Raw genomic sequence first — 25,042 nt, 5'->3', positions numbered from 1 at the left:
GATAGCATGGACATGCATCGTTAAAAACTATCAAATTTGACAGCTTGGCCTGATCTAGCTTGCCCTGATCCGGCAAGCCACTTGCTGCGCCACAAAACCGTCGAAAGCCGTCAGCAAGGACTGGTATTTTTCCTCATCCTGCTCCAGCTGCATCAAGGCATGGCAAGTTGCCTCCAGCGTGGAAAGCTGGCCCGGGCGCTGGGCCTTGCGGATCAGGTAGCGCGATGCCGGCGTCGAAGTCAGCAGATTCTGCAGCGACAGGCGCGGCAGCTCCTGCAGCAGCGGATTGAGGTATAGCATTTTCCGGCTCTTGCGCCAGGTCCCGTCCAGCACCACCAACCGCAACTGCGCCGGTTCTCGCAACCACGCCTGGTCCAGCGGCGGCGCTGCGGCCAGCTCCAGGCTTTTATCCGCGGGGCTGTCGGGATACAGCAGGATGGCATGCCTGGCAGGCGTATGCAGCAGCGCTTTCAAACCCTGCTCGTCAAAGGTTTCGCCGACAATCAGTTCGCTGCGCGCCAGGCTCAGCTGTAGAAGGCGGGCGCTGCCTTTGGCCTGGCGGACTTCCAGCGGATGCTGCAAGATCAGCACGTCGATCGCCGGCTCTGTCGGTGTAATCCAGCTGCAGATGCAAGCGCTCTGCGGACGCAGGCATCTGGGACAGGCGAGGCGCTGGAGATGGTCGGGCTGCGTCATGATGTAGAGAGCTGGAGGAATCCGGGCCGCTATTGCTGCTACGGCGCTTTCTTGCGGCGTGGCTTGCGCGCCGGCGTTTCTTCCGCCGCTGCAGCGGCCGACGCCTGCAAAGCGCAGACCTCATCGTGCAGCCAGCTGCGCAAAGCCTGCAGCGGCGCCCAGTCGCACAATGAAGGCGGATAGACCAGGAAATAAGACGAATAATCGGCGTCCGGCGCCAGCCGCTGTTCAGACAGCTGCACCAGCAGGCCGTCGCGCAAGGCATCGGCCACCATGAATTCGCGCCCCAGCGCTATGCCCAAACCTTGTTCAGCGGCTTGCAGCATCAGGCCGGCGTCGTTGAAACTGGCCACCGGATTGGTCCTCACCGTGAGTCCGGCTTCGCTGAACCAGAGATCCCACAGGTCGGCATCGCCCAGCAAGGGCTCGTGCACCAGCGCCGCCGCGCCTCCACCTTGCAGGCGGCGCGCGGTAGCCGGCGAAGCCACCACCACCAGCGGGCTGTCGAACAAACGTTCATCGCTCAGCCCGGACCAGCCGCCGCGTCCCTGGCGCAGCGCGGCGTGGAAACCGTCGCGCTGCAGGTCCATCACCTGCTGCGAGGAATGCAGCTCCAGCGCGATGTCGGGATGGCGCTGGCGCCAGCGCTGCATGCGCGGCAGCAGCCAGCGCTGCAGGAAAGACGGCATCACCGTCAGCCGCAGCCGCTGCGCAACGCCGGTCGCCGTGGCGGCAGCGGCCAGCACGCCGACATCCAGCTGTGCCAGCGCCGACTCGACGCTGCACAGCAGCGCCTGGCCCGCTTCGTTGAGCACGATGCGGCGGCCGCGCCGCTCAAACAGGACAAAACCGAGCTGCTGCTCAAGCACGCCGATCTGCTGGCTGACGGCGCTGTGGGTCAGGTGCATTTCGACCGCGGTAGCGCGCAGATTCTGCAGGCGGGCGGCGGTGCGGAAGACCGGGAGGGTATGTAAAGGGAGTCGGCTCATGATGGTAAGCATAGCTGACCAAGATGGTTAGAACAAGTCGTTTCCCTAAGTAGCTGTGGTTGGATATTCTGACCAGTATTGAAAGCGCTGCGAATATTCCCTACAACCAACTTGTGAGTTTGCCATGAACTGCGTATCGACACCGGACCAAATCGCGACAACATTGCCACGCCCGCAAGGTTTGCTGGGTAACCTGTTCCAGGCCGTCAAGAGTACTGGCGGCTGGTGGCAGCAGCGCCTGATCCCGCCACAGCCAGCAAAAGCGTCGCTGGCAGAGGCGCCACAAAAATATGTGCTGAATGTGCGCGAACTGAGCGACCACCTTTTACGCGACATCGGCTACATCGATTCAGTGCAGCCGCGCGAACAGGCGCGCAGGGATACGATTTATTGAGACTTCAACCGATAAACCCGCGTGCTCCTTGCATGCCGCCGGTATGTACGGCAAGCACCCGTTCATCGGCGCGAAAAACCTGGGCCTGCTGCAAGCGCCTGAGCGCGTGAAACAGCTTGCCCGTATAAACCGGCTCTATCGGCAGGCCGAATTCCTGTGAAAACTCGCGGCAGAACTGGCGCAGCTCGGGCGGCGCTTTGCCATAACCGCCGTGATGGGCATCGGTGATCAGTTCATAATTCTGGTAGGCAGGATAGCCCGCCTCCTGCAGCAAGCGGGCGATCTCCTGGTGCAGATAATCGGCATCCTTGAGAACCGCGATGCCGACCACCCGGCCCCGGCCCTGCAAACCGGCGAGGATGCCGGCCAGCGTGGCGCCGGTGCCGCAGGCGACCATGATCACATCCGGCAGCAACTCAGTGCTCAACTCGTCCACCAGTTCGGCGACGCCGCGCAAGGCCGCCGGCGCACTACCGCCTTCCGGCAGCCAGACATGGCTGTCGTCGGCAGCGGCGATGTGCCGGCGCCAGGCTTGCGGGTCCTCGCGCAGCTGCCGGTAGTCCTCACGCGAGACAAACTGGATGTGCATGCCCAGTTGCCGGCAATCGTCCAGCGTGGCGCTGTCCAGCCCTGCCGCACCGCGCACCAGGCCAATCGCCGGCCAGCCGCCCAAGGCAGCTGCGTGGGCCAGCGCATGCAGATGATTGGACCACGGGCCGCCCATGGTTACCAGCGTCGCTTGCTTCCCCTCTAGTGCCGACAGCTGATATTTAAGCTTGCGGAATTTATTCCCCGAGACCTCCGGATGCAGCAGGTCGTCGCGCTTTACCCAGACCTCGCGCCCGAGGAAAGCGGTGCTTTGCAGGAGCTGGCAAGGAGAGGGCTGGCTGGGAAACTGCACGTCAGGGCAAAATCAGATAGACATTGGGATAGGTTCTACACCGCGCGCAACGTCGGCGATGATCTCGTAGGAGTGCAGCCGCGCCTTGTGATCGAATATGTCCGAGACAATCATCAGCTCGTCGGCGCCGGTGCGCAGCAGGAATCTTTCCAGCCCTTCGCGCACGGTTTCCGGCGAGCCGATGATAGAACACGCCAGCATGTGCGAGGCCTGCGCCTTTTCCAGCGGCGACCAGTAGGTTTCGATATCGTCGATGGGCGGCTTGCTCAGGCCGCGCACGCCGCGATGCATGTCGGTGAAGGACATCTGCTGAGTAGTCGCCAGGCGGCGCGCTTCGGCATCGGTATCGGCGGCGATGATGTTGATGCCCACCATCGCGTGCGGCTTGGCCTGCTGTTCGGACGGCTTGAACTGGGCGCGGTACAGCTGCAGCGCCATTTCCAGCGAATCGGGCGCGAAATGCGAGGCAAACGCGTAGGGCAGCCCGAATTCCGCCGCCAGCCGGGAGCCGAAGGTGCTCGACCCGAGTATCCATAGCGGCACCTTGCTGCCGTGGCCTGGCACGGCGACGATGCGCTGGTCCGGCTCGGCCGGCGCCAGGAAAGCCTGCAGTTCCAGCACGTCTTGCGGAAACGATTCGGCGCTGGCCGGATCGCGCCGCAGCGCACGGGTAGTGATCTGGTCGGTGCCGGGCGCACGACCCAGGCCGAGGTCGATGCGGCCCGGGAACAGTGCGGCGAGCGTGCCGAACTGCTCGGCGATCACCAGCGGCGCATGGTTCGGCAGCATGACGCCGCCGGCGCCTACCCGGATGGTGCTGGTGCCGGCCGCCACATGGGCGATCGCCACCGAGGTAGCGGCGCTGGCGATGCCGCGCATATTATGGTGTTCCGCCATCCAGAAACGGCGATAGTTCCAGCCCTCGGCGTGCAACGCCAGATCGCGCGCATGGTCGAGCGCGTTGCGCGCATCGCTGCCTTGGCGGATACGGACCAGGTCCAGAATTGAAATTGGGATCACAGCGGCTTCCTTGTTCAGCTTGCGGTTTTCGAGTATATCCGCAGCGCTTTAAGCCTGCTGGCGGAGCGCCGTTTTGCCGTCCGCGGCGTGATCCGGGCGCCGCCGCGATTCCCTTGGAGTAAACTTGATGGTCTAATAGCGCCATTCCCATGCTTGGCGTGATTCGGCCATGACCGGCCTGCCACCAATCCGATCTACTTTGATGACTGATGTTTTATGAAAATTCTCTACCTGGACTACAACGGCGTCCTGCACGACGCCAAGGTAATCCGCAACCGCCAGCGCGGCCTCTACATCGCCACCCCGGACCGCTCATTCTTCGAATGGATGCCGATCCTGGAAGAATTGCTGGCGCCCTATCCTGAAGTCAAGATCGTGCTCTCCACCAGCTGGGTCAGGGCGCTCGGCTTCGACGCCACCAGGCAGGAACTCTCGGAGAGCCTGCGCGAGCGCGTGATCGGCTCCACCTTCCACCATCCCAAGCTGACGCCGGCGGAATTCGACACCATGCCGCGCGGCATGCAGGTCTGGCGCGACGTTGAACGCCGCAAGCCGACCAGCTGGCTGGCGCTGGACGACGATGCCTTCGGCTGGCCGGCCGCCTGCCGCGACCGCCTGCTGGAAACCAAGGGCAGCCTGGGCCTGAGCGATCCGGCGGCGCAGGACGCGCTGAAAACCATGCTGGCAGCGCTGTAAGCAAACAGATAAGCCATACAGACGGCACCGGAGAAACAGATGCGCCGCAACCTGCACCTATTGATCATCGATCCGCAGAACGATTTTTGCGACCTGCCTGCCGGCTATCTTCCCGATAATCCGGCCGGCGGCGGCAGAATGGGGCCAGCGCTGCCGGTGCCCGGGGCTCACGCCGACATGCTGCGCGTGGCCGACCTGATCAAGCGCGGCGGCGCCGGCATCAGCGCCATCAGCATCACGCTCGATTCGCACCACCGGCTCGATATCGCCCATCCCGGATTCTGGACCAGCGCCGCCGGCGGCGAAGTCGCGCCGTTCACCCAGATCTCGGCCGCCGAGGTGCGCGCCGGCAGCTATCTGCCGCGCCTGCCGGCTGCGCTGCCGCGGGTGCTGCATTACCTGGACCAGCTGGAAGCAGCCGGACGTTACCAGCTGATGGTGTGGCCGGTCCATTGCGAGATCGGCTCATGGGGACATAACGTCCACGCCGATGTGCGCTCCGCCTATAACCGCTGGGAAGAACGCACCCTGCGCAGCGTCGCCAAGATCAGCAAGGGTAGCAATCCGTGGACCGAGCACTATTCCGCGGTGCAGGCCGAAGTGCCCGACCCGGACGACGCACTGACGCAATCGAACCAGGCTTTCCTGGACAGCCTGGCCAAGGCCGATTGCATCTACATCACAGGCGAAGCGGGCAGCCATTGCGTGAAAGCGACTACCGAGCATATTGCCGATTACTTCGGCCCGCAACATATCGGAAAGCTGGTGCTGGTTACCGATTGCATGAGTCCGGTAAGCGGCTTTCAGGAACAGTATCGGCAGTTTGTCGAAGATATGGCGGCACGCGGAGCGCGTACTGCAGATGTGGCGGATGTATTGCTGGATTTGCTAGGCAATGCCGATGGCGACGCGAAAGAAACATGACGTCTCCTATGCGTGCCATCTTTGCCAACCGCATGGCGCAGGCAAACTGCTCGGTATGGCCTAAAGATTGACCGTGAAATAACCGATCCCGAGTCCGGATTTTTTCAGGAAATCAAAAACCGAATCCGCGGTAACCGTCTCAATCCTGTCGCTGAAACGCTTTTCGTTGGGATGATCGTCGAATGCGATGTTAGCCTTGAACATGCGGGCGCCGAGGCGTGTCATCGGGCCGATATTCAGCGTAGCCGGCTCATAACCCTTGAACTTTAGCCATGCCTGGGCCTGTTCGCGGTTTGTTATCTGCGGCTCCATCGCCAGCGCCAGTGTCTCCAGCACCCACTGGTTCGATTGCTGATACTTGTTGCCCCAGGCATAGGCCAGCATGCTGTATTGCGGAATATGCTCAGTCAGCACCTTGTCCCGGCTCACCAGCACAGCCAGTATCCGCTTCTGCACCTCTGGCGCGGGCACCGCAAAGGCATCCTCGAATTTGAACGGATCGTCGAGGAAAAATTGCCCCATGCCTTGCTCAAAAATATTACTGACAGCTGTCCCGCATTCATTCAACTTATGTACGATATTCCAGGTCGTTCCATCGCGGTAAGCGAACGCGATGTGGGAATAATGCTGCCCATATTTACTGAGATCCTGGCCGACACGGCCGATGATAACCACTTCGGCCCCACTGGCATTGAGCTGCTCGACAGTCTTGAGGGCCAGCGTCAGCCCTTGCGTCACCATGGCCGCGGTCGGCGGCTTTTGTTCACAAGCCTGGCCGGCGTAACCGAGACCCGGCGCTAAAATACACAAACCGGCCAGGGCCGTTAGCAGACGTCGCTTATACATGGTGCGCTTTCATGAAAATTGAATGGGAGTGATCCAAGAATGATCCAAGGCAGCGTCAGAAACTACGATATTTTTTTGCTTTTCATCAGTGACTTGCCAAGCTCCGTAGGAATGATCGCCAATACCCGTCCTGCGCTCACGAGCAGCATGCCGGCAGCGGTCGCGGTGGTGCTGAGGATGTCGCCCACGCCGACCGACACCGCGCCGCTGGCATTGGCTGCAACAGTGACCGAACCGCGCACGCCGGTGCCGACTTTTTCCAGGACATAGAGCGTGCCGTTGCCGGAAGCTTCCACACCCTTGACCAGATATTCGCCACCTTCGGAAATAAAATAAGCCGGAGCTACAACCGAAGCCACCACCGATATCGCCGACATGTCGCTGGCGGTGGATTGTGCAAATGCCTGGTTAGCAGCCAAGGCGCCGCACAAAGAAAGCACAACGGCAACACGACGTAACGTTAATTTTTTCATTATATTTTTCCCTGAGATAAGTTGATTGAAGTCCGGATATAACCAATTGCCGTTGCTGCTTTGCCGCGATTGCATCGTTTTATTAAGCGACGGGCAGACTTTAACAAAAGTATCGCCTGATTCAAATAAGTAATCGGTAGAATCACATATTATTTAATAAGGTATTGAAATACAATACTATTCCACACAGTAAAGTCGGCGGAAAAAAATGTCGCAAACAGAAGCCTTGGTCGGGGCGTTAAAGAATGTGCTGAAAGCGCGCGGCATCACTTATGCGCAGCTGGCAAAAAGCCTGGGATTGAGCGAAGCCAGCGTTAAGCGCGTATTTGCAGAAAAAAGCTTTACGCTAGAACGGTTTGATCAGATATGCATGCTGCTGGACATACAGATCAGCGACCTCGCCCGCATGATTGCGCACGAATCGGCAACGCCCTCCCAGCTGTCGCCAGAACAGGAAGACAAACTGGTGTCCGATCCGAAATTGCTGTTGATCGCGGTGCATGCGCTCAATCACTGGTCGCTAGAAGAAATCCTGGAGGTATTCGATTTTTCCAAAGCCGAATGCATACGCATACTCGCGCGGCTGGACAAGCTGGGCATCATTGACCTGATGCCCAACAATAAAATACGCGTGCGGGTGGCGCCAGACTTCACCTGGCTGCCGGGGGGGCCGATACAGCAATATTTTCGCGCACAGCTAAGAAATGATTTCTTCAATTCGCGCTTCGACCGCGAGGGCGAAAAAATGACAATGGTCAGCGGCATGCTCTCACGCGCAAGCAACATGATTGTCCAGCATCACATGCGTCGTTTAAATGCAGAATTTTCAGCGTTGCATCATCAGGACCTGAGCCTGCCTTTTTCTGAACGGTTTGGCACCAGCCTGATCCTGGCGGTACGCCCCTGGTCTCCTGAATCGTTCAAAAAATTGCAGAAAAAAGCCAAATCATGAGAGGCGGTATTTCTAACCGAGTGCCAGCCTGATATCGGCAGCGACCATTCATGCCTGGTCTCAAGCTGCCAAGGTTTTCAAAACGCCGAAAAATGCCTGGCCAGTTCCTGCGTCCGGAAATGCTCCACCACATAATCGACGAACACCCGGGTCTTGGCCGGCAGCAGTTTTTGGGCGGCAAAGTAGAGCGACAAGGTGCCGCCGTCGACATACCAGTCCGGCAGCACGCGCACCAGGGTTTTATTAAGTAAGAACGGCAAGGCGTTCGGCACGCTGACCAGGGCGATGCCGAGGCCCATTTGCGCGCTTTCGCAAGCGGCTTCGGGATCGCTCATGGTCATGCGCACACGCAGCGTCACCGGCGCCTGCTGGTTGCTGCCGTTGCGCAGCGGCCACGGCCGCACCCGCCCGGTCTGCGGCGAGCGGATGAAAATGCCGTCGAATGCGTGCAGGTCTGCCGGCGAGGCCGGCGCCGGCCGCTCGTTGAAATACGCTGGCGCGGCTACCAGCACGCGGTGCGCCGGCCCCAGTTCGCGCGCCACGACGCCGGGCGGCAGTTCGAAACCGCCGCCGATGGCGGCATCGAAACCTTGCGCGATCAGGTCGACCTGGCGGTTATCGAAATGCCAGTCGGGCGAAATCGCCGGATATTTTTCCAGGAACGGCGCCAGCAACGGCACCATGTAGACACGGCCGAAACCTGTGCCCATGCTGACCTTGAGCACGCCGGCCGGCTGGCCGCCGGCGCTGGCCAGGTTGTCGACGGCGGACTGGATCGACGTCAGGCCATCCCTGATTTCATGCAGAAAACTTTCGCCGGCCTCGGTCAGGGTCAGGCTGCGCGTGCTGCGATGGAACAGGCGCACGCCAAGTCCGGTCTCCAGCCGCGCCACGTTCTTGCCGACCGCCGCCGAAGTCATGCCAAGCCGCCGCGCCGCCTCTGAAAAGCTGCCGGCCTCGGCGCTGCGGACGAAACATTGCATGCCAATCATGGTTTCCATGGGTTTATTTTAAACCTTTGGTATCAAGTGAATATGAAGATTAGGGGCTAGTAACGACATAATGATCGGCAGATACTTCGCTTGTCAACCCGGCGTTCGCTACTATGGCAAACACCCAACCAACAAGGAGAAATACCATGGCCATCAACCAAGAAACAGCTGTGCTTGCCAACAAAGTCGCCTTCATCCAAGGCGGTTCACGCGGCATCGGCGCCGCCATCGCCAAACGGCTGGCCCGCAACGGCGCCGCTGTCGCCCTGACCTATATCAGCTCGGCCGACCGCGCCATGCAAGTCGTCAAGGACATCGAAGCCGCCGGCGGACGCGCGCTGGCGATCCGGGCCGACAGCGCCGATGCAGACGCCATCAAGGCGGCAATCGGACAAGCCGTCACCGCTTTCGGACGGCTCGACATCCTGGTCAACAATGCAGGCGTGCTGGCGATTGCGCCGCTGGCCGAATTCAGCCTGGAAGATTTCGACCGCACGCTGGCGATCAATGTGCGCAGCGTGTTCGTGGCGACGCAAGAAGCGGCGCGCCACATGACCGAGGGCGGCAGGATCATCAACATCGGCAGCACCAATGCCGACCGCATGCCGTTTGCCGGCGGCGGCCCCTATGCGATGAGCAAGTCGGCGCTGGTCGGCCTGACGCGCGGCCTGGCGCGCGATCTCGGTCCGCGCGGCATCACCATCAACAATGTGCAGCCGGGCCCGGTCGATACCGAAATGAATCCGGCCGGCAGCGAATTCGCCGCCACCCTGAAAGCGATGATGCCGGTCGGCCGTTATGGCAAGGATGAAGAAATCGCCAGCTTTGTCGCTTACCTGGTCGGCCCGGAAGCCGCTTACATTACCGGCGCCAGCCTGTCTATCGACGGCGGGTTTGCTGCCTGACGAACTTGCTCTTGCTGGATTTCGTAGGGCATCGTCTATCAAGTTAACTTGAAGTCAAGCGCTTATAAAAACCGGATGCAAGCCATCCGCGTTTTTTTATTTGGCGTAGACTTAATAGGATGAATACCCTGATTCTTTCGCAAAGCGCGTCGGCGACGGTGATCGATTACCGCTGCAGCGCCAGCCCGGGCGACCTGCCGGTCACCGAATCGCACCACAAGCATTCGGTGTCCTACGTGCGGCGCGGCAGCTTCGGCCTGCGCTACCGCGGCGTGCAGCACGAACTGGTGCCGGGCTCGGTGATGATCGGCTATCCCGGCGATGAATACTGCTGCACCCACGACCATCATGTGTGCGGCGACGAATGCCTGTCTTTCCAGTTTTCCGAGGAATGCATCGAATCGATAGGCGCCAAGGAAACGCTATGGCGCAGCGGCGCCTTGCCGCCGCTGAACGGCATCATCATGCTCGGCGAACTGGGACAGGCCGCCGCAGAAGGGCGCAGCGACGTCGGCCTGGAGGAAATCGGGCTGCTGCTTGCCGCGCGTTTTGTCGCGCTCAGTTCCGGCAAGCAATCCGCGCCGCTGGCGACGACGAGCCAGGACCGGCGCCGCGCGGTCAATGCCGCGATGTGGATTACCGCGCACGCACATGAAGAAATCGACCTCGAACGGACCGCCGGCGAGGCAGGCATGAGTCCTTTCCATTTCCTGCGGCTGTTCAGCCGCACGCTCGGCGTCACGCCGCACCAGTACCTGCTGCGCTCAAGGTTGCGCCATGCAGCAAGCCTGCTGGCAGACGGCCGCTCCGTCACGGATACGGCCTACGACGTCGGGTTCAACGATTTATCCAATTTCGTGCGCACCTTCCACCGCGCCGCCGGCGTCTCGCCCAAGCATTTCCAGCGCGTAGCGCGCGGCGAGCGCAAGATTTTCCAAGAAAAACTGGGTTCGATCTGAAATGATGATTGCCTGACGCATCCATCTGGATGCGATGACAAGGAGATCATCATGTTCGACCATATCGGATTGAAAGTGAAGAACCTGGACGCCAGCCTGCAGTTTTACCAGGCAGCGCTGGAAAACCTGGGATATGTCCTGGCAGTGCAGGGCGACGGTTATGCCGGCTTCGGGCCGCCGGAGCAGCCGGCGCTCTGGTTATATGCTGCTACCGATACGCCGGCCGGAACCACACACGTCGCTTTCCGCGCCGCCGATCACAAGCAGGTCAAAGGCTTTCACGCGGCCGGCCTGAGGGCTGGCGGGCGCGACAACGGCAAACCGGGCCTGCGCACCGAATACAGTCCCACTTACTACGGCGCATTCCTGATCGATCCGGACGGGAACAATGTCGAGGCCGTTTGTCCCGGCTGAAGATGGATGAGGATGCGCTGCGGCCTGACAACGGCCGCGCCGCATCCTTTATACCGTGCTATACCGTGCGTTTGGCGGCGATGTAGCGGTCAATCACGGTCGGCAGCACCGTCAGCGGCACGCCGCCGCATTTCACCAGCGCGTCATTGAAAGCGGCCAGGTCGAACTTGCCGCCCAGCGCGGTTTTTGCGCGTTCGCGCTGGCGCAGGATTTCGTTGTGTCCCATCTTGTAGCCGCAAGCTTGCCCCGGCATTACGCAATAGCGGTCGATCTCGCTGGTCATGGCGGCCTGGCCGCGCCCGGTGTTTTCGATCAGGAACTGGATCGCCTGCTGCCGCGTCCATTGCATCGAATGCAGGCCGGTATCGACCACCAAGCGGCAGGCGCGGAACTGCTGCGCCTGCAGGTAGCCGACCTGGCTGAACGGATCGGTTGCATACAGCCCGAATTCGTCGACCAGCTGCTCGGCATACAGCGCCCAGCCTTCGACAAAAGCGTTGAAGCCCATCAGCGACGTAATCAGCGGTATCTGCGCATGGTGCTCGGCCAGGTAGGCGCCCTGCCAGGTGTGGCCGGGAATACCCTCGTGCGCGGTCAGCGTGGCGATTTCGGATTTCGGCCAGAGCTTGGTCGATTTCAGGTTGATGTAATAAATCGCCGGCCGCGATCCGTCCAGCGCCGCGAAGTTCATGTAACCCAGCGCCGCGCCGGCTTCGATATCTGACGGCACGCGCTTGATCACCAGCGGCGCCTGCAGGTCGAGGTGCGAAATTTTCGGCATCAGCTTGCGGATCGCAGCCACGCGCTCGTTGCAATAGGCAATCAGCTGCGCGCGTCCCTGGTCATCGTCGGCATAAAAGCGCGCAGGATCTTTCGACAGCGCCAGTATGCGTTCGCCGACCGTGCCTTGCGTGATCCCCTGCGCCTTGAGGATGGCGTCGATGCGCGCCTGCAGCATCTTGTTCTGCTCCAGCCCGATCGCATGGATTTCACTGGCGCCATGGGTGGTGGTGGTACCCAGCTTGAGCGCCCATTCGTAATACGCCGCGCCATCGGGCAGGCGCTGCACGCCGGCGACATCGGTGGCCTTGGCGGTGGCTTTGGCAAAGGTGTCGATCTGCCGTTCCAGGGCCGGATACACCAGCGTGTTCACCAGCTTGGTCGCGCGCGCTTCCCAGTCGCCTTCTATGCCGAGTTTCCGGGTGCGTCCGGCGATCGAAGTGACCAGCTTCTGCGCCGCCGCCGGCGTCTTGCGATAGTTGCGTAGCTGGCCCAGCGCGGTATGCGCGATGAAATCGGGCGGCATGATGCCCTTGGCCGCCTGCTCGGCGATGCGCGCCGTTTCCTGGTCGAGCAGGCGCGCCATTGCTGTCACGCGCTCCAGATAGGCTTCGGCGTCGGCTGCGTTGGCGATCTTGTGCTGCGAATCGAGAAATTCGGGTACCGCGGTCAGCGCCCCGTCCTGCTGGGTAACCGGGAACGGTGACGTGCCGCCATAAAAACCGCTGGCCGCGCCGCCGTAGGAAAAGCGCAGCCCATCCACTCCTGCGCTTGCCGCATATTGCACGCTATCGTAGCGGACTTGCGCATCCGGGCTGAGCTTGTTGCGCTCCAGCGGAGCCAGGCGCGCCAGCATCGATTTGACCTGGCTGGCCCAGGCCGCATCGCCGGCGGGAGAACCATCCTGCAGACGCGATTTGAGTCCTGAGCGGGCGCCGGAATCGAGTCCCAGCGCAGTCGCTGAAGTCGGCGACAGGCGCAGGATCTCTTCCGCAAAATCGGCCAGCAGGGTGGAAAATTGTGCATCGGCCGGCAGTGCTTCCTTGGTCTGTGCACTTGCGATGCGAGGCAGTGCGGCAACAGCGGCGGCGGACAGTGCGCTCAGCAGCAGTTCACGGCGGGAAAAAGTAGGGGAGGTGTCGTTCATGGAATCCTTTTATTGCTGGGAGAAAAGAATTTATGCGTTGCCGACCATATCGCGAGTGGCGGAACGGTGTCAATGAAATTTCTGCTGCGGGAAGTCGCCAATGCGATTGACGAAGGTGATGAGGCGAGGACGGCTTTGTGCTGCGCTAGCGGCTTGCGTTCATCGCGTGGAATGAATGCGTTTCTTGTGTCGTGCGAAGCGATCGCCGTTAGAAAGAATCGGCGCGGGCGAAAAAAAAGCCCCCTGAATCTCTCCAAGGGGCTTTTTTATTACATCATTTCTTCTTCTTGTTCACTGCATCTTTGAATGCTTTACCAGCTGTGAACTTGACGGTCTTGGCTGCGGCAATCTTGATTGCTTCGCCGGTACGTGGGTTACGACCGGTGCGTGCAGCGCGTTTGCCGGAAGAGAACGAACCAAATCCAATCAACTGAACTGTACTACCTTTAGTCACGGCCTTGATCACGTTGTCTACTACGGATTCCAAAGCGCGCTGTGCAGCGGCCTTCGAGATTTCGCAATCAGTGGCAATGGCGTCGATCAATTCGGTTTTGTTCATTTCGTTAAATCCTCAAAAAAAGTGGTGAGTTGCAAATTCTAGCACCGTATTTGCTTGGAATCGGCGATGTAGACTACCGCAAACGCGGGATTGAGACAAATTGCTTTTAAAATTTCGTTTGCGGGCTTTGTATCTGTAGCACAAAAATCCGCTTTTGCGACAAAAAAAAGCGGGCTTTGATGGGGAAATGCAGGGGGGTGCACGGCCCGTACTCCCGCGTGGGCACAGGCGCCCACCCTACATGGCGTTGATGTCCGCGGCCTCTAGCACTTGCTTGGGACCGCCTTGCCGCGCCAGTTTGATCATCGCCCGCCCCATCTGTTCGGTGGTGGTGATGTGTTTCGGGAACAGCCGCCTGGCCAACGGCAGCAGCGGCGCCGCCAGCGTATAGAACAGCTGGTAGGACCTGGTCTTGGAACGCACGCCATGCAGCGGCTGGATCACGCCGGGACGGAACATGAAGGCGGCCTTGATCGGCAGGCGCAGCAAGGCGTTTTCGGTGCGGCCCTTGACCCGCGCCCACATGCTGCTGCCGTGCTCGCTGGAATCGGTGCCGGCGCCGGAGACGTAAGTCAGGGTCATGCCGGGATTGCGCGCCGCCAGCGTCTTTGCGATGGCCAGCGTCAGGTCGTAAGTCAGTTCGGTGTAGCGCGCTTCGGACATGCCGGCCGACGACACGCCGAGGCAGAAGAAGCAGGCGTCGTAGCCTTGCAATGCCGCGCCATGGTCGCCGATATGGGCCAGGTCGGGGATGACCAGCTCCTGCAGTTTTCCGGATGCACCGGCGCCGGCGCTGCGGCCGACGGCCAGCACGGATTCGACGCCGTCATCGAGCAGGCACTCGCGCAACACGCCTTGTCCGACCATGCCGCTGGCGCCAAATAAGATTACTTTCATTGCAGGTTCCGATCTTGTTGTGCTGCCGCCGGCAGCCCGGCGACTCGTTAGCATTGTATAATTACACTGCACAGTGTAGTTTTTTGCTCAAGAAAAGTAAACTACCTGGTGTAAAATCCAGCTATCCGTCATCCAGAAGCAGATCATGACCACAGCCCAACGCCTCACAGACCGCAAGCGCGAGGCCATCCTCGAGGCAGCGATTGCCGAATTCCGCGCCAACGGCTTTGAAACCACCAGCATGGACAAGATCGCCGCGCGGGCGCAGGTGTCGAAGCGCACGGTGTACAACCATTTCCCCGGCAAAGAAGAGCTGTTCGCCGAAATCCTGATGCAGTTGTGGGAAAGCAGCGCCGAACAGCGTGCCCTCATCTATCGCCATGATAAGCCGCTGCGTCCGCAGCTGCTCGAGCTGATGCAGTCGAAGATGCGCATGCTCAGCGACAGCAATTTCCTCGACCTGGCGCGGGTGGCGATTGCGGCCACCATCCATTCACCGGAGCGGACCCAGGACATGGTCGCCAGGCTGGGCGAGCGCGAAGAAGGCATCAACACCTGGATCAGCGCGGCGCAGGCCGACGGCCGGCTGAAGCCGGGCGATCCGGCGTTCGCGGCGCACCAGCTGCAAGGCCTGCTGAAAACTTTCGCATTCTGGCCGCAGGTCACGCTGGGCCAGCCGCCGCTGGCGGCGGCGCTGCAGCAGCAGGTGGTCGATTCGGCGGTGGATATGTTCCTGGCTAATTACGCGGCAGGCGGCCCGGCTCGGTAACGCAGCCCGACAAATCCGCGCTCGGCAAAACGGCCGGGCCATGCCATTCATAGAATACTGCGGCCCGGCAGCCGGGCCGCAGCACGGCAATCAGAAATGCCGTTTCACTACCTCGCCGAATGCATCTTCGGCGGAACTGCCCTTGAGCATCAGCTCGGTGATTTCGGCGGTATGTTCGCCGATCCCGTCCGGCAGCGCCTGGCGGTTGCTGCGGAAATATTCATAGCGGGCGGCATCGATCAGGTCCTTGGCTTTCATTGCGATAGTGCCGCCGCGCGGGCTGCTGCTGCGGCTGACGACGCGGCCGCCGGCAGAACTTCGGGTGGCGCTGCTGGAGCGGAAACCGCCGGCGGCGATGGCTGCCTTGATTTGTTCCAGCGTGAATACCGGCGTGGCGTTGGCGCCGGTGAATTCATCTTCCTTCGGGTGCAGCAGGTGGTTGTTGCTGTCGAAGGCCATTTTCTTTTCGGCGCTGTTGGTGAGCTGGTAATACGGGCGCGGCCCCGGGCTGGCCAGTCCGAATTGTACGCGGTCGCCGTATACCTCCATCTTGCCCATGACATCTTTCAGGTATGCCGTTGTCAGGGAGTCCATCTTGCCGGTCCAGCGTTTGGTTCTTGTCGTGTTCAAAATGCGTTACTTCCAATAATGATGGCTGCATATTGCAATAGCAGCCGTTTATGAATCGATTGCAGTACGCATTATCCCCCGACACGATTTGCTAGGAATGGATCGCAGCAAAATATATTGTTGTCCCCAGATCACTGTTTCAGGCAGCGCATGCCTCCCAGCGTCGCCTTCAGCGCCTCGTCCAGCCGGGTGTGCGGCTCGCTGCCGAGCAGCTGCAGCAGACGCCGGTTGTCCAGGCGCAAGGGCTGGCGCCACAGGTAGCTCATCTCGCGCAGCTCGCGGAAAACCGGGACGAACGGCGCCGCCAGCGGCAGCAGCCACCAGGGGAAGCTTTTTGCCTTCAGGCCCGGCTGGCCGGTGACGCGCCCGATGGCGGCCACCATTTCGGTGCCGTCGGCGTCCCAGTGGCCGTTCATGTGGAAGGTATCGAAAGCAGCCAGCGCCGGTTCGTGCTCGATCAGTTGCATCATGGTCTCGGCCACGTCCGGCAGGTAAGCCCACTGATGGCCGATGCCGCGCTGCCCGGGGTAACTCACCGTCGCCACTGGCTGCCCCGGCTTGACCAGGCCTTGCGAAAACCAGGAATTGGCCATGTGCGGCCCGAAGAAGTCGCCGGCGCGCACCACCAGCGAGCGCACGCCGCTCTGCGCGGCCTGGCGCAGCCGCTGCTCCAGCTGCACCCGGATCGCTCCCTTGCGAGTGCTCGGATTTTGCGGCGAAACTTCGCGCAGGTCTGGAAAAGCGTCGGCGCCGTAGTTGTAGACGGTGCCGGGCAGGATGATGCGGGCGCCGGATGCGCGCGCCGCGGCGATGCTGTTGTCTATCATCGGCACTACCAGCTGCGCCCAGTTGCGATAGGCCGGCGGGTTGACCGCATGGACGATGATCGACACGCCGTCAGCGGCGGCGATCACATCCTGCTCCTGCATAGCGTCGCCTTGACGCCAAACGATGCCGCTGTCGTGGTCGCTGGCGGCCATCTGGTCTGCACGCCGGTGCAGCGCCCGCACTTGCCAGCCGCGCTGCATCAGTTTTTTTGCCATGGCGTTGCCGATGCCGCCGGTGGCGCCGAGCACCAATGCGATCTGCTGTTTCATGATGTGCACTCCTTGAAAAATGTTGTAGGAGTCCAGCGTAACAGTGTAGCTATTGGTTTAAAATTGGCTATCTTCACATATCGACTATACATATTTGTATGACTATCCAAGAACCAGGCTGGGACCTGTACCGGGCGTTCCTGGCCGTGCTGGAAGAAGGCTCGCTGTCCGGCGGCGCCCGCAGCCTGGGATTGACTCAGCCCACCATGGGCCGCCAGATCGAAACATTGGAGCTGGCGCTGGGAGTAAAACTGTTCACCCGCTCGCAAACCGGGCTGGCCGCGACCGACACCGCGCTCACCTTGCGGCCGTTCGCCGAAAACCTGCGCGCCACCGCCAATGCCCTGCGCCGCGCCTCGACCGACGCCAGCGCCAACGGCGGCGGCACGGTGCGCATCACGGCGTCGGAAGTGGTTTGCGTCGAGGTCTTGCCGCCGATCCTGACCGCGCTGCGCGAAACCCATCCGGCCATCAAGATTGAACTGGTGGCCTCGAACCGCACCCAGGACCTGCTGCAACGCGATGCCGATATCGCCGTGCGGATGGTGCAGCCCAGCCAGGCGGCCCTGATCGCGCGCCGGATCGGCGCCATTCCGCTCGGCCTGTTTGCGCACCGCCGCTACCTGGAATTGCACGGCATGCCGGCCAGCATCGCCGAACTGAAGCAGCACACGCTGATCGGCTTCGACCAGGAAACCAATTACATCCGCGCCATGCAAAAGCGCGGCCTGCCGCTGTCGCGCGACACGTTTTCGCTGAGCGCCGACAACCAGCTGGTGCAGCTGGCGGCGATCCGCGCCGGTTACGGCATCGGCATGTGCCAGACGGGACTGGTAAAAAACAATCCCGATTTGTCGCCGGTGCTGCCGGCGGCGCTCAAGGACGAACTCGAAACCTGGATCGTGATGCATGAAGACCTGCGTTCCAGCGAGCGCTGCCGGATCACCTTCGATGCCTTGGCCAGTGGCGTTTCCCGCTACATAACCGACAACGACCAGCCGGCCAGAACCGCGCCATGGACCGATTAAGCGTGATGCGATTATTTATCGATGCTTAGACGCTGGACAGTTTTTCCGTGGCGGGGGCAAGCACGGCTTGTTGCCGCTCATGGCTATCTGCATGAGCGGCGTCCTGGAATCAGGATAAGACAGCGTCGGCGGGCGCCGCCTGTTGTTTGCCGTTTTCCGGCGTCACGGCAGAGCGCAACATGGCCGATGCCGCGTCGAGCCGGCAGGGTTTGCCGAACAGGCGCGCGGAAATCAGCCCGCTTTGCAAGGCGCCGAGAATGGTCATGGCATAGACCGATGGCGGGGCGGGCAATTGCACGCCCTTGTCGGCAACCGCGCGCTCTAGCCGCTGCGTAATCCAGGCCTCGTGCATGCTGTAGAAAGCCTGCAAGGCGGCCAATACGTTTTGCGGCAGGCTGGTGGCTTCGGCGGCCAGCATGCCGCATAGGCAGACGCGGCCGGTGCCGAGATTCTTGCGCCACAGCGCCAGGTATTTCTCGACCTGTTCCTTGAGCGGCCCGTTCACATCCATGTCGCGCATGATTTCGCCGATATTTGCCGCATAGGCTTGCACCGCCGCTAGCGCCAGGTCTTCCTTGGTCGGGAAATAATAGTGGATGCTGGAAGTCTTGACGCCGACCAGCTCGGCCAGGTCGCGGTAACTGAAGCCGTTGTAGCCGCGCGTGCCCAGCAGGACCAGCGTGTGCTCCAGTAATTGTTCGCGTACGGGGGAAACGGCCTTCATGATTTTTTACCTATAAAGAGATAGCGATGCACGACACCGGCATGGGTGACTGAATTTCAGGCAGCCACGCTTGCTGCTGCCATGCTACGTCTTTTATGCCCCGGCCGGCAATATTCTGACGGCACGGGCGTGGAATGTAAAATCAAAAAGACGCTATGCCTATATATTATCTACTGAAAGGTAGATAATCAAGCCGTTTACGGCCTGCGTCGGCTTTTTATTAGCCTATGGATGTTATAAGAAAATTCTATTTGACTACCTAGCAGTAGATAACTATAGTTGAGTCACAGCAGTTGCAGACACGTTGTTATAAGCGGCAAGCGACCCAGGTTTAGTTTTTATTTGGCAACAACTGGATCGAACAACGTGCCCGGACTGCCAGCGGTGGATTAGTGGAGTGGAAGGCGTCAAACAAGAAAGACGCTTTTTATTTTCCTGATTTATCTATCTAGTGATAGATGCAAATCAAATCCCTGCCGACAGCCAGGACGGTGCAGCAGCAATGCCTATCCGTCAGTTCATGCGCTTGTGTGACCGCTGCATTTGGCACTTTGTCATTAACTTAAAAAGAAAGAACCATCATGAAAACCCAACTGATCGCCGCATTGGCACTGGCTGCAATTGTTTCAGCTCCTTCATTCGCTTCCGACAACGTCACCCCGCTCACCCGCGCCCAAGTCCAGGCTGAACTGGCCCAGGCCCGTGCTGCCGGCCAACTCGATTTCGCCGGTTCGCAATATCCGGTGTTCCTGTCATCCAACGCCCAAAGCTCGGCCCCAACCAAGACCCGCGCTGAAGTGCAGGCAGAACTGGCAAAAGCCCGCGCTGCCGGAGAACTCGATTTCGCCGGTTCGCAATATCCGGTGTTCACCGTCTCCAACGCTCCAGGCAAGAGCCGTGCCGAAGTACGCGCAGAACTGGCTGACGCACGCAACTCCGGCCAGATCAATTTCGCCAACTATCCGCTTGAAACAAACACAGGCAACTAATCGCCTGCAGACAGCAGCTCCCGCCAGCATGCGGGAACCGCTGCAAATGACAAAACCCGCGCCTCATGAGGAGTGCGCGGGTTTTTTATTACCGCCGGCTTTTGCGCCGGGACTTCAAACTGAGCTCAAATTCGGCTCAGGTGCTTGACCATGAAATCGACGAAAGTACGCGCCCGCAGCGACAGGTGGCGAGCGTGCGGATACAGCAGGATGAAGGGCCGCGTGCTGCCGCCAAAAAACTCGGCACGAGCTGGCCGCCTCCAACGTGCAAGTCAACACGGTTGCGCCCGGCATCATCCAGACCCCGCTGCACAGCGACTATGAAAATTCGCGGACCTTCTTCAACACGCTGTCGCCGTCGGGCCGCACCGGCAGCACCAAGGACGTTGTCGACGCCGTGCTGTACCTGACCGATGCCGGTTTCATTTCCGGCGTAGCATTGCCGGTGGACGGCGGCGCCACCGCCGGCACCTGGTAAACACGAGCGCAAAAAATCGGGCCGATGCCCGTCCTCTAACCATTTATGCAGGAGTTCCCGCATGCCATACGTCAATATCCGCGTCACCCGCGAAGGAGTCACCGCAGAACAGAAACAGCAACTGATTGCCGGCGTCACCGAGTTACTGGAGCGCGTGCTCAACAAGAAACCGGCCACCACCTTCGTCGTCATCGATGAAGTCGATACCGACAACTGGGGCGCGGGCGGCGAAAGCGTCACCGTTATCCGCAAGCGCGAAGCGGCGGCGCGCTGAAGCCTCGGCCTTCGAAGATGTGGCCGGCTAGCTGCCGGCCACCAGATTGCGGAAGAAATCGGACAGTTTGGGCAAGTCCGAAAAAGCCACGTTGAAGCGGAACCAGGCGTGTTCCGGCTGCGATACGTAAAAGAATTCTCCCGGCGCCAGCCAGATGCCCTGTTGCAGGGCGCGGTCGCCGATTTCCTTGGCGCTCAGCGCCGCCTGCGGCATCCTGGCCCAATAAAACATGCCGCCGCGCGGAGGACCGAACGGCAATAAGCCGACCTCCTCCAGCCTGGCGCTCACCTGCGCCTGCGCGGTGAGCAGGGTGCTGGCCAGGCGCTCGACATGGCGCCGGTGATGGCCTTCGGTCAGCGCGTTGTACACCAGCCGTTCGGTGATTTCGGAATTGGTCAGGGTCAAGACCATCTTGGTGCGCGCAAATTCCTTGGCCAGGTCAGCCTGGCAGGCGATGAAGCCGAGCCGCAGCGATGGCGCGATGGTTTTGGAAAAGCCGCTGACATAAATCACGCGCCGCAATCCATCCAGCGCCGCCAGCATCGGATCGGTGGCTTGCGCCAGCTCGCGGTACAGGTCGTCTTCCACCACCCAGAAACCGTGCCGTTCGGCCGCCTGCAGCACCCGCATCGCGCAGGCCGGAGTGTAGGTGGTGCCGGTCGGATTCTGCAGCACCGGGTTGGTGAAAAATATCTTCGGCCGGTGGATCTGCGCCAGTTCCTCCAAGCGCTCCAGGTCGACCCCGCTGACGGTGCGCGGCACGCCGATCACATCGATATTGGCCAGCCGCAGCATGGCGATCAGGTTGCAATAACCCGGTTCTTCGATGAACACGGTATCGCCCGGTTTCACCAGGGTGCGCATGATCAGGTCCAGCGCCTGGGTGACGCCGTGGGTGGTGACTATCTGGTCGGGGCTGATGTCGAGCGACCAGTTGGCGAACGATTTGGCGATGGTTTGCCGCAGCGGGCCGTAACCGAAGGGATGGCCGTAACCCACCTGCTGGGCGCCGGGCGAGCGGATAATGCGCCGCTCCGCTGCATGCAGACCTGCGCCGTCCAGCATGCTGCTCGGCAGCCAGCCGCAGCCGGCCTTGATCGGCACCCGCTCGTCGGCAAACACTTCGGAAAACAGCCAGGCCGAGTCGATCACCGGATTCGGCAAGATTGAAGGCATGCCGCTGCTCTCGGGCTGCTCGCGCTTGGCGATGAAAAACCCCGAGCCGCGCCGGACAATCAGCATGCCGTTGGCCACCAGCCGCTCATAGGCTTCGACGATGGTCGAATTGCTGACGCCCTGCTGCAGCGCGAACTGGCGGATCGACGGCAGCCGTTCGCCTGGCCGCAGCTTGCCGTTTTCGATCATGCGGCCGAGGCCGGCCACCACTTGTTCCACCAGGCTCAGCGCCGATTGCGGCTGCAACAGCTGGGGAAAGCGCGAAACCTGGGTATTAGTCATGGCATCTTCAAGTGTATTCAGTACAGATTGCTGTCGGCAACAGTACACTTTCCACGATTTGTACAAAGTGTATCTAACAATCTGGATTGTAACTGCAATAATCGACGCCATGGCCAAACTTCGCCAACCCTCGTCAACCAATCCAATTAATCCCATCAAACCCACATGAACACACCACACTCGGATCAGGACCTGTCGGCATTCTGGATGCCATTCACCGCCAACCGCCAATTCAAGGAAGCGCCGCGCATGTTCGTCTCGGCCAAGGGCATGTATTACCAGACCGACGACGGCCGCCAGGTGCTGGACGCCACCGCCGGCCTGTGGTGCGTCAACGCCGGCCATTGCCGCGACGAGATCATCGCGGCCGTGACGCGCCAGATCGGCAGCATGGATTACGCGCCGTCGTTCCAGATGGGCCATCCGCTGGCGTTCGAGGCAGCAAAAAAAGTAGCTGGACTGATGCCGGCCGGGGTGGACCGGATTTTCTTCACCAATTCCGGTTCGGAAGCGGTCGACAGCGCACTCAAGATTGCCCTGGCTTACCACCGCGCGCGCGGCGAAGGCCAGCGCACACGATTCATCGGCCGCGAACGCGGTTATCACGGCGTCGGTTTCGGCGGCATCTCGGTCGGCGGCATCCTCAACAACCGCAAGGCTTTCTCGGGCAACCTGATGCCGGGCGTCGATCACCTGCAGCACACCCTGAATATCGCCGAGGCCGGCTTCAGCCGCGGCCAGCCGGCCTGGGGCGCACACCTGGCGGACGAACTGGAAAGGCTGGTGACGTTGCACGACGCTTCCACCATCGCCGCCGTCATCGTCGAGCCGCTGGCCGGCTCGACCGGGGTGCTGATTCCGCCGGTGGGTTACCTGGAACGCTTGCGCGAACTGTGCAGCAAGCATGGCATCCTGCTGATTTTCGATGAAGTGATCACCGGTTTCGGCCGCCTCGGCGCGCCTACCGCCAGCGCCTATTTCGGCGTCACGCCGGACCTGATCACGCTCGCCAAGGGCATCAACAACGCCGCGATTCCAATGGGCGCGGTAGCCGCCAAACGCGAGATCCACGATACGGTGCTGCAATCTGCCGCTGCCGGCGCCATCGAGCTGATGCACGGTTATACCTATTCCGCCCATCCGGTGGCCGCCGCCGCCGCCATCGCCGCCATCGACCTGTACCAGAGCGAAGGGCTGTTCGAACGGGCGCGCGAATTGTCGCCGCTGTTCGAGAAAGCCGCCCACAGCGTGGCCGGCGCGCCGCACGTCAAGGATATCCGCAACCTCGGCCTGGTGGCCGGCATCGAGCTGGAACCGCGGCCGCAGGCCCCGGGCGCACGCGCTTATGAAGTATTCCGCAAGTGTTATGAGAAGGGTGTGATGGTGCGCTATACCGGCGACATCCTGGCTTTCTCGCCGCCGCTGATCGTGCAGCCGGAAGAAATCGAGCGCATGTTCGGCACGGTGCGCGAAGTACTCAACGAAATCAAATAACCAGGACTCACTATGAATATTCCTCAAATCAATCACTTTATTTCCGGCACGCAGGCGACCGGCCGCTCCGAGCGCTATTCCGACGTTTTCAATCCAGCCACCGGCGCTGTCGTCGCGCAGGTCGCGCTGGCGTCCACACAGGAAGTGGATAAGGTCGTCGCCAGCGCCTGCGCGGCATTCCCGGCCTGGGCCGAAACCTCGCCGCTGCGCCGCGCCCGCATCATGTTCAAGTTCAAAGAGCTGCTGGAGCAGCACCACGACCAGCTGGCGGCGCTGATCACGCGCGAACACGGCAAGGTGTTTTCCGACGCCAAGGGCGAAGTGGTGCGCGGCATCGAAGTGGTGGAGTTCGCCTGCGGCATCCCGCACCTGCTCAAGACCAGCCATACCGACAATATCGGCGGCGGCATCGACAACTGGAACCTGCGCCAGCCGCTGGGTGTTGTAGCCGGCATCACGCCGTTCAATTTCCCGGTGATGGTGCCGATGTGGATGTTCCCGGTGGCGATCGCCTGCGGCAATTGCTTCATCCTGAAACCCTCCGAGCGCGATCCTTCGGCCAGCCTGCTGATCGCCGACCTGCTCAAGCAAGCCGGCTTGCCGGACGGTGTTTTCAACGTGGTGCAAGGCGACAAGACAGCAGTCGACGCCTTGCTGGCCCATCCCGATGTGCAGGCGCTGTCGTTTGTCGGTTCGACCCCGATTGCGGAATACATCTATACCGAAGGCGCGCGCCGCGGCAAACGCGTGCAGGCGCTGGGCGGCGCCAAGAACCATCTGGTGGTGATGCCGGACGCCGATCTCGAACAGGCGGTCGATGCGCTGATCGGCGCTGCCTATGGCTCGGCCGGCGAACGCTGCATGGCGATTTCGGTGGCGGTCGCGGTGGGCGACGTCGCCGACCGCCTGGTGCAGCAGCTGGCGCAGCGCGCCGCCGCCCTGAAGATCGGTAACGGCGACCAGGCCGATTCCGAGATGGGGCCGCTGGTCACCGGCGTGCACAAGGCCAAGGTCGAGGCTTACGTCGCCAAAGGCGTTGAAGAGGGCGCAAAACTGCTGGTCGATGGCCGCGGCATCAGCGTGGCCGGCCATGAAAACGGCTTTTTTGTCGGCGGCACCCTGTTCGATCACGTCACTCCGGAAATGACCATCTACAAGGAAGAAATTTTCGGCCCGGTGCTGTCTGTGGTGCGCGTGCCGGACCTGGCCAGCGCGGTGGAACTGGTCAATGCTCACGAATTCGGCAACGGCGTTTCCCTGTTTACCAGCGACGGCGGCGTGGCGCGTGCATTTTCACGGCAAATCCAGGTCGGCATGGTCGGCATCAACGTGCCGATCCCGGTGCCCATGGCCTGGCATTCCTTCGGCGGCTGGAAGCGTTCGCTGTTCGGCGACCACCATGCTTACGGCGAAGAAGGCATCCGCTTCTATACGCGCTACAAGAGCATCATGCAGCGCTGGCCGGACAGCATCGCCAAGGGCGCCGAGTTCACCATGCCTGTGGCCAAATGAAGCTGATTTCCCGGATCGCCAGCCGCGGCCAGCAGCCGGCGATCC

General features: G+C 61.1%; 28 protein-coding genes and 1 pseudogene. 14 read left to right on the top strand and 15 right to left on the bottom strand.

Going from position 1 to position 25,042, the window contains the following annotated elements:
* Positions 1 to 54 precede the first annotated feature (54 nt).
* Together CFU_RS00605 and CFU_RS00600 are read right to left on the bottom strand one after the other, a co-directional pair.
* Positions 55 to 696: a tRNA-uridine aminocarboxypropyltransferase gene (locus tag CFU_RS00605; RefSeq protein ID WP_014004110.1), complete on the bottom strand. Its 642-nt coding sequence runs from the start codon at positions 694 to 696 to the stop codon at positions 55 to 57.
* Between the two features lie 38 nt (positions 697 to 734).
* Complete coding sequence (locus CFU_RS00600) at positions 735 to 1,697, bottom strand: LysR substrate-binding domain-containing protein (protein ID WP_014004109.1); 963 nt, start codon at positions 1,695 to 1,697, stop codon at positions 735 to 737.
* Between the two features lie 112 nt (positions 1,698 to 1,809).
* On the opposite strand from CFU_RS00600, the gene CFU_RS00595 reads away from it, so the two are divergent.
* Positions 1,810 to 2,079 carry a hypothetical protein gene (locus tag CFU_RS00595; RefSeq protein ID WP_014004108.1) on the top strand — a complete coding sequence of 90 codons (270 nt, stop codon included), beginning with the start codon at positions 1,810 to 1,812 and terminating at the stop codon, positions 2,077 to 2,079.
* Positions 2,080 to 2,083: 4 nt separating this feature from the next.
* Here the strand turns inward: CFU_RS00595 and CFU_RS00590 are convergent, their stop codons facing one another.
* Entirely contained in the window at positions 2,084 to 2,980 is an 897-nt protein-coding gene (locus tag CFU_RS00590; RefSeq protein ID WP_014004107.1) for a 1-aminocyclopropane-1-carboxylate deaminase/D-cysteine desulfhydrase, read from the bottom strand.
* Between the two features lie 12 nt (positions 2,981 to 2,992).
* Entirely contained in the window at positions 2,993 to 4,000 is a 1,008-nt protein-coding gene (locus CFU_RS00585) for an LLM class flavin-dependent oxidoreductase (protein WP_014004106.1), read from the bottom strand.
* A 216-nt stretch (positions 4,001 to 4,216) separates the two neighbouring features.
* On the opposite strand from CFU_RS00585, the gene CFU_RS00580 reads away from it, so the two are divergent.
* Complete coding sequence (locus CFU_RS00580) at positions 4,217 to 4,696, top strand: HAD domain-containing protein (protein ID WP_014004105.1); 480 nt, start codon at positions 4,217 to 4,219, stop codon at positions 4,694 to 4,696.
* Between the two features lie 39 nt (positions 4,697 to 4,735).
* Positions 4,736 to 5,620, top strand: a complete 885-nt coding sequence (locus CFU_RS00575) for a cysteine hydrolase (RefSeq protein WP_014004104.1) — start codon at positions 4,736 to 4,738, stop codon at positions 5,618 to 5,620.
* 60 nt (positions 5,621 to 5,680) lie between these two features.
* Here the strand turns inward: CFU_RS00575 and CFU_RS00570 are convergent, their stop codons facing one another.
* Positions 5,681 to 6,466: a DUF2145 domain-containing protein gene (locus CFU_RS00570; RefSeq protein ID WP_014004103.1), complete on the bottom strand. Its 786-nt coding sequence runs from the start codon at positions 6,464 to 6,466 to the stop codon at positions 5,681 to 5,683.
* 62 nt (positions 6,467 to 6,528) lie between these two features.
* Positions 6,529 to 7,014: a hypothetical protein gene (locus CFU_RS00565; RefSeq protein ID WP_014004102.1), complete on the bottom strand. Its 486-nt coding sequence runs from the start codon at positions 7,012 to 7,014 to the stop codon at positions 6,529 to 6,531.
* 172 nt (positions 7,015 to 7,186) lie between these two features.
* Between CFU_RS00565 and CFU_RS00560 the strand changes: the two genes are divergently transcribed.
* Entirely contained in the window at positions 7,187 to 7,891 is a 705-nt protein-coding gene (locus tag CFU_RS00560) for a helix-turn-helix domain-containing protein (protein WP_238531373.1), read from the top strand.
* Between the two features lie 77 nt (positions 7,892 to 7,968).
* Here the strand turns inward: CFU_RS00560 and CFU_RS00555 are convergent, their stop codons facing one another.
* On the bottom strand, positions 7,969 to 8,892 hold the full coding sequence (locus tag CFU_RS00555) for a LysR family transcriptional regulator (protein WP_014004100.1): 924 nt from the start codon (positions 8,890 to 8,892) through the stop codon (positions 7,969 to 7,971).
* A 137-nt stretch (positions 8,893 to 9,029) separates the two neighbouring features.
* Between CFU_RS00555 and CFU_RS00550 the strand changes: the two genes are divergently transcribed.
* The 3 genes from CFU_RS00550 (at position 9,030) to CFU_RS00540 (ending at position 11,161) form a co-directional block, all read left to right on the top strand.
* Positions 9,030 to 9,788: a 3-oxoacyl-ACP reductase family protein gene (locus tag CFU_RS00550; protein ID WP_041741015.1), complete on the top strand. Its 759-nt coding sequence runs from the start codon at positions 9,030 to 9,032 to the stop codon at positions 9,786 to 9,788.
* A 119-nt stretch (positions 9,789 to 9,907) separates the two neighbouring features.
* Positions 9,908 to 10,747 carry a helix-turn-helix transcriptional regulator gene (locus CFU_RS00545; protein ID WP_014004098.1) on the top strand — a complete coding sequence of 280 codons (840 nt, stop codon included), beginning with the start codon at positions 9,908 to 9,910 and terminating at the stop codon, positions 10,745 to 10,747.
* A gap of 51 nt (positions 10,748 to 10,798) precedes the next feature.
* Positions 10,799 to 11,161: a VOC family protein gene (locus CFU_RS00540; RefSeq protein WP_014004097.1), complete on the top strand. Its 363-nt coding sequence runs from the start codon at positions 10,799 to 10,801 to the stop codon at positions 11,159 to 11,161.
* Positions 11,162 to 11,219: 58 nt separating this feature from the next.
* Here the strand turns inward: CFU_RS00540 and CFU_RS00535 are convergent, their stop codons facing one another.
* The 3 genes from CFU_RS00535 to CFU_RS00525 all read right to left on the bottom strand — a co-directional run bounded on the left by CFU_RS00535 (position 11,220) and on the right by CFU_RS00525 (position 14,544).
* On the bottom strand, positions 11,220 to 13,088 hold the full coding sequence (locus CFU_RS00535) for a DUF885 domain-containing protein (protein WP_014004095.1): 1,869 nt from the start codon (positions 13,086 to 13,088) through the stop codon (positions 11,220 to 11,222).
* Between the two features lie 274 nt (positions 13,089 to 13,362).
* Positions 13,363 to 13,647 carry an HU family DNA-binding protein gene (locus CFU_RS00530; RefSeq protein ID WP_014004094.1) on the bottom strand — a complete coding sequence of 95 codons (285 nt, stop codon included), beginning with the start codon at positions 13,645 to 13,647 and terminating at the stop codon, positions 13,363 to 13,365.
* 237 nt (positions 13,648 to 13,884) lie between these two features.
* Positions 13,885 to 14,544, bottom strand: coding sequence for an epimerase (locus tag CFU_RS00525; protein WP_041741014.1), 660 nt, complete (start codon positions 14,542 to 14,544; stop codon positions 13,885 to 13,887).
* 145 nt (positions 14,545 to 14,689) lie between these two features.
* Between CFU_RS00525 and CFU_RS00520 the strand changes: the two genes are divergently transcribed.
* Positions 14,690 to 15,313, top strand: coding sequence for a TetR/AcrR family transcriptional regulator (locus CFU_RS00520; RefSeq protein ID WP_014004092.1), 624 nt, complete (start codon positions 14,690 to 14,692; stop codon positions 15,311 to 15,313).
* A 90-nt stretch (positions 15,314 to 15,403) separates the two neighbouring features.
* On the opposite strand, the gene CFU_RS00515 is transcribed toward CFU_RS00520, so the two are convergent.
* Both CFU_RS00515 and CFU_RS00510 read right to left on the bottom strand, forming a co-directional pair.
* On the bottom strand, positions 15,404 to 15,907 hold the full coding sequence (locus tag CFU_RS00515) for a hypothetical protein (RefSeq protein WP_238531372.1): 504 nt from the start codon (positions 15,905 to 15,907) through the stop codon (positions 15,404 to 15,406).
* A 167-nt stretch (positions 15,908 to 16,074) separates the two neighbouring features.
* Complete coding sequence (locus CFU_RS00510; RefSeq protein WP_041741013.1) at positions 16,075 to 17,040, bottom strand: SDR family NAD(P)-dependent oxidoreductase; 966 nt, start codon at positions 17,038 to 17,040, stop codon at positions 16,075 to 16,077.
* Between the two features lie 98 nt (positions 17,041 to 17,138).
* Here CFU_RS00510 and CFU_RS00505 point away from each other — a divergent pair, with 98 nt between their 5' ends.
* On the top strand, positions 17,139 to 18,068 hold the full coding sequence (locus CFU_RS00505) for a LysR family transcriptional regulator (RefSeq protein WP_014004089.1): 930 nt from the start codon (positions 17,139 to 17,141) through the stop codon (positions 18,066 to 18,068).
* A 109-nt stretch (positions 18,069 to 18,177) separates the two neighbouring features.
* Here CFU_RS00505 and CFU_RS00500 read toward each other — a convergent pair whose 3' ends face one another.
* Positions 18,178 to 18,792 (bottom strand): TetR/AcrR family transcriptional regulator, encoded by a 615-nt coding sequence (locus CFU_RS00500; RefSeq protein ID WP_014004088.1) that lies wholly within the window; start codon positions 18,790 to 18,792, stop codon positions 18,178 to 18,180.
* 581 nt (positions 18,793 to 19,373) lie between these two features.
* Here CFU_RS00500 and CFU_RS00495 point away from each other — a divergent pair.
* Entirely contained in the window at positions 19,374 to 19,781 is a 408-nt protein-coding gene (locus CFU_RS00495; protein WP_014004087.1) for a DUF4148 domain-containing protein, read from the top strand.
* 125 nt (positions 19,782 to 19,906) lie between these two features.
* On the opposite strand, the pseudogene CFU_RS25055 reads toward CFU_RS00495, so the two are convergent.
* Positions 19,907 to 20,014: pseudogene (locus CFU_RS25055) on the bottom strand (LysR family transcriptional regulator); the annotation flags it as partial.
* A 32-nt stretch (positions 20,015 to 20,046) separates the two neighbouring features.
* Here CFU_RS25055 and CFU_RS00490 point away from each other — a divergent pair.
* Positions 20,047 to 20,259: an SDR family oxidoreductase gene (locus CFU_RS00490; protein ID WP_014004086.1), complete on the top strand. Its 213-nt coding sequence runs from the start codon at positions 20,047 to 20,049 to the stop codon at positions 20,257 to 20,259.
* A 61-nt stretch (positions 20,260 to 20,320) separates the two neighbouring features.
* Positions 20,321 to 20,533 carry a tautomerase family protein gene (locus tag CFU_RS00485; protein WP_014004085.1) on the top strand — a complete coding sequence of 71 codons (213 nt, stop codon included), beginning with the start codon at positions 20,321 to 20,323 and terminating at the stop codon, positions 20,531 to 20,533.
* Between the two features lie 27 nt (positions 20,534 to 20,560).
* Here the strand turns inward: CFU_RS00485 and CFU_RS00480 are convergent, their stop codons facing one another.
* Complete coding sequence (locus tag CFU_RS00480) at positions 20,561 to 21,991, bottom strand: PLP-dependent aminotransferase family protein (RefSeq protein ID WP_050808430.1); 1,431 nt, start codon at positions 21,989 to 21,991, stop codon at positions 20,561 to 20,563.
* A 165-nt stretch (positions 21,992 to 22,156) separates the two neighbouring features.
* On the opposite strand from CFU_RS00480, the gene CFU_RS00475 reads away from it, so the two are divergent.
* Together CFU_RS00475 and CFU_RS00470 are read left to right on the top strand one after the other, a co-directional pair.
* A complete protein-coding gene (locus tag CFU_RS00475) occupies positions 22,157 to 23,485 on the top strand; it encodes an aspartate aminotransferase family protein (protein ID WP_014004084.1) in 1,329 nt (442 codons plus the stop codon).
* A 12-nt stretch (positions 23,486 to 23,497) separates the two neighbouring features.
* Positions 23,498 to 24,997, top strand: coding sequence for a CoA-acylating methylmalonate-semialdehyde dehydrogenase (locus tag CFU_RS00470; protein ID WP_014004083.1), 1,500 nt, complete (start codon positions 23,498 to 23,500; stop codon positions 24,995 to 24,997).
* The last annotated feature ends 45 nt before the right edge of the window (positions 24,998 to 25,042 follow it).

The sequence above is a fragment of the Collimonas fungivorans Ter331 genome, assembly GCF_000221045.1.
In the GTDB taxonomy this organism is placed as follows: domain Bacteria; phylum Pseudomonadota; class Gammaproteobacteria; order Burkholderiales; family Burkholderiaceae_D; genus Collimonas; species Collimonas fungivorans_A.
The sequence above is the reverse complement of the archived record's forward strand: the minus strand, read 5'-3'. Positions and strand labels throughout refer to the sequence as shown.

Coding starts and splice junctions, on each gene's coding strand:
- CFU_RS00535 (WP_014004095.1), bottom strand. CDS start 13,088: ATGAACGACACCTCCCCTACTTTTTCCCGCCGTGAACTGCTGCTGAGC.
- CFU_RS00605 (WP_014004110.1), bottom strand. CDS start 696: ATGACGCAGCCCGACCATCTCCAGCGCCTCGCCTGTCCCAGATGCCTG.
- CFU_RS00580 (WP_014004105.1), top strand. CDS start 4,217: ATGAAAATTCTCTACCTGGACTACAACGGCGTCCTGCACGACGCCAAG.
- CFU_RS00540 (WP_014004097.1), top strand. CDS start 10,799: ATGTTCGACCATATCGGATTGAAAGTGAAGAACCTGGACGCCAGCCTG.
- CFU_RS00515 (WP_238531372.1), bottom strand. CDS start 15,907: ATGGACTCCCTGACAACGGCATACCTGAAAGATGTCATGGGCAAGATG.
- CFU_RS00505 (WP_014004089.1), top strand. CDS start 17,139: ATGACTATCCAAGAACCAGGCTGGGACCTGTACCGGGCGTTCCTGGCC.
- CFU_RS00570 (WP_014004103.1), bottom strand. CDS start 6,466: ATGTATAAGCGACGTCTGCTAACGGCCCTGGCCGGTTTGTGTATTTTA.
- CFU_RS00525 (WP_041741014.1), bottom strand. CDS start 14,544: ATGAAAGTAATCTTATTTGGCGCCAGCGGCATGGTCGGACAAGGCGTG.
- CFU_RS00485 (WP_014004085.1), top strand. CDS start 20,321: ATGCCATACGTCAATATCCGCGTCACCCGCGAAGGAGTCACCGCAGAA.
- CFU_RS00530 (WP_014004094.1), bottom strand. CDS start 13,647: ATGAACAAAACCGAATTGATCGACGCCATTGCCACTGATTGCGAAATC.
- CFU_RS00520 (WP_014004092.1), top strand. CDS start 14,690: ATGACCACAGCCCAACGCCTCACAGACCGCAAGCGCGAGGCCATCCTC.
- CFU_RS00550 (WP_041741015.1), top strand. CDS start 9,030: ATGGCCATCAACCAAGAAACAGCTGTGCTTGCCAACAAAGTCGCCTTC.
- CFU_RS00555 (WP_014004100.1), bottom strand. CDS start 8,892: ATGGAAACCATGATTGGCATGCAATGTTTCGTCCGCAGCGCCGAGGCC.
- CFU_RS00475 (WP_014004084.1), top strand. CDS start 22,157: ATGAACACACCACACTCGGATCAGGACCTGTCGGCATTCTGGATGCCA.
- CFU_RS00600 (WP_014004109.1), bottom strand. CDS start 1,697: ATGCTTACCATCATGAGCCGACTCCCTTTACATACCCTCCCGGTCTTC.
- CFU_RS00500 (WP_014004088.1), bottom strand. CDS start 18,792: ATGAAGGCCGTTTCCCCCGTACGCGAACAATTACTGGAGCACACGCTG.
- CFU_RS00595 (WP_014004108.1), top strand. CDS start 1,810: ATGAACTGCGTATCGACACCGGACCAAATCGCGACAACATTGCCACGC.
- CFU_RS00480 (WP_050808430.1), bottom strand. CDS start 21,991: ATGACTAATACCCAGGTTTCGCGCTTTCCCCAGCTGTTGCAGCCGCAA.
- CFU_RS00545 (WP_014004098.1), top strand. CDS start 9,908: ATGAATACCCTGATTCTTTCGCAAAGCGCGTCGGCGACGGTGATCGAT.
- CFU_RS00510 (WP_041741013.1), bottom strand. CDS start 17,040: ATGAAACAGCAGATCGCATTGGTGCTCGGCGCCACCGGCGGCATCGGC.
- CFU_RS00575 (WP_014004104.1), top strand. CDS start 4,736: ATGCGCCGCAACCTGCACCTATTGATCATCGATCCGCAGAACGATTTT.
- CFU_RS00470 (WP_014004083.1), top strand. CDS start 23,498: ATGAATATTCCTCAAATCAATCACTTTATTTCCGGCACGCAGGCGACC.
- CFU_RS00565 (WP_014004102.1), bottom strand. CDS start 7,014: ATGCAATCGCGGCAAAGCAGCAACGGCAATTGGTTATATCCGGACTTC.
- CFU_RS00495 (WP_014004087.1), top strand. CDS start 19,374: ATGAAAACCCAACTGATCGCCGCATTGGCACTGGCTGCAATTGTTTCA.